The organism is Amycolatopsis sp. NPDC003676 (assembly GCF_053587275.1).
In genome coordinates this window covers 1-1,093 of sequence record NZ_JBSFNS010000402.1, presented here as the reverse complement: position 1 = coordinate 1,093, position 1,093 = coordinate 1, and the positions used below count along the sequence as shown (strand labels likewise).

Here is a 1,093-nt window from a genome sequence, read left to right as displayed (position 1 = left end):
GCCCACGCTGTGCGCCCGCCTCGAATCCGCCTGCTGGGCAGGCGGCGCGTCCCTGCACAGCACCGGCGTCAGCCCGGGCTTCGTGACCGAGCTGATGCCGATCACGATCGGCGCGGTCCAGCGGCGGATCGACACCGTGACGATCGACGAGTACACCGATCTCACCCGCAGCGCCCCGGCCGCGCCGGGACCGGGGATCGCCGCCTTCGGCGCGACCTGCCCAACGCACATGGATCCGCGGGCGCTGATCCGCTTCCAGCGGAGCTTCGGCCCGTCACTGCGCTTGGTCGCCGACGGCCTCGGACTCGCGATCGACACCATCGAAGTCGGTGGTGACTACGCCGTCTCGACGCACCCGGCGGGGTGCGGGCGCGACCGGATACCGGCCGGAACCGTCGGCGCGTACCGCTTGTCGCTGGTCGGCAGTCACTCCACTGTCCCTCGAATCGCTTACCGGGCGACGTGATATCGCGTGCCGGACCTGGATCCCGCGTGGCCGCTCGAGCACAACGGCTGGCGGGCCACCATCGTCGGCGATGCCGCGCCCGTCGAGATCATCGTGCGGACACCGGCCGCGTCCGGGTTGTCCGGGGGACTCGCCCCGGCCAACACCGCGCATCGCGCGGCGCGCACGATCCCGCTCCTGTGCGCGGCTCCTCCCGGCATCCGGACCAGCCTCGACCTGCCGCCGTCGGCGATGACCACCGTGTGAGTTCCGCCGTCAGCGCGACGCGATGCCCATCGAGTCCGCGCGTGCGACGATGCGACCGGCGTGGCTCAGGATGGGCGCGTCGACCATCCGTCCGTCGACCGCGAAGACTCCCCGCGCATTCCGCGCCAGCGCGAGCACGCGCCGCGCCCACTCGACATCACGCGGGTCGGGGCGGTAAGCGTCGGCGATGACCGGAACCTGCGTGGGGTGCAGGGCGACCTTGATGTCGAACCCGGACGCGACGGCGTCCTCGGCTTCGGCGGCGAGCCCGTCGAGATCGAGGATGTCGAGGAAGACACCGTCGACGGCGAGCTTGCCCTGGGCCTTCGCCGCGATCAGCGTCGTCGAGCGTAACTGCCGGGCGACATCACGATAGGTGCC

Annotated in this window: 3 protein-coding genes; 2 read left to right on the top strand and 1 reads right to left on the bottom strand. The window is 71.7% G+C overall.

Annotation, left to right across the window (positions count from 1 at the left end; translation table 11 throughout):
- Together ACWDNU_RS46755 and ACWDNU_RS46750 are read left to right on the top strand one after the other, a co-directional pair.
- Window positions 1-466 (top strand): hypothetical protein (locus ACWDNU_RS46755; protein WP_449673570.1); only part of this gene is annotated, 466 nt, incomplete at its 5' end.
- A gap of 6 nt (window positions 467-472) precedes the next feature.
- Window positions 473-712: a hypothetical protein gene (locus ACWDNU_RS46750; protein WP_355277974.1), complete on the top strand. Its 240-nt coding sequence runs from the start codon at window positions 473-475 to the stop codon at window positions 710-712.
- 9 nt (window positions 713-721) lie between these two features.
- Here ACWDNU_RS46750 and ACWDNU_RS46745 read toward each other — a convergent pair.
- Window positions 722-1,093 (bottom strand): HpcH/HpaI aldolase/citrate lyase family protein (locus ACWDNU_RS46745; RefSeq protein ID WP_449673569.1); only part of this gene is annotated, 372 nt, incomplete at its 5' end.